Source organism: Pseudomonas sp. P5_B2 (assembly GCF_056400445.1).
On record NZ_JBFULH010001312.1, the window covers coordinates 1 to 725 of the forward strand.

The 725-nt window shown below is 55.9% G+C and carries 1 protein-coding gene; it reads right to left on the bottom strand.

The features are described from left to right. Positions 1–633 (bottom strand): phage portal protein (locus tag AC1DRJ_RS30940; protein WP_477805459.1); only part of this gene is annotated, 633 nt, incomplete at its 3' end. Positions 634–725 lie beyond the last annotated feature (92 nt).

Here is a 725-nt window from a genome sequence, read left to right on the forward strand (position 1 = left end):
CCCTTGAGCAAAGACTTTGGCGGCGGCTTCCTCGGCAGATATCGCTGCGCCGAAGATCTCTTTGCCTGTTGAAACGGGCAACATGCCACACACACCATCAAGCCCGAAGCCACGAATATGCATCAGGTCGTCTTCAGGTATTACGCGGCTTTGGCCCTTGACGGTGTACTTGTATTCCAGTCGGCCGGAATCGAGCCGCTTGACGGTCATGTACTGAGGTAGCAGCGGGTCAAGCGCAACAATCCGGCTGCCCACTCGTTTTTTTTCAACGAATGCATTTCCGCGCAAACAGATGCTCGCAACGACCATGAGCATGAATCTGCCCGGCGTCATCTCCGCATTAGGCCGCTTGGTCAAAATGTCGTACAGCGGGTGATTTGTTGCAGCGACTCGCCCACCATCTGCCCGGCGTTCGTACAGCCTGAGGGGGAGCGTCGAAACTGTCTCGGACAGAAGGCGAACGCACGACCAGACAGCGGACAACTGAAGGGCCTTGTCTACAGTAACGACCTGGCCGCTGGCTGATGTTCCAAACCACTCCTGCCAAAACGAATCGTTATTCAGCCCAACCGGCACGCCTAGCCAATTCTGGAGGGCAGATCGAACCCGCCCGGGTTTCTTATCGCGCGCCATTAAATGCCTACCATGATTGGGTTTTCGTAGAAGCCGCTGGTATCTGGCTCTGTTGCATTTATCAGAACCCTGCCGATGGCCAAGATCAGCGC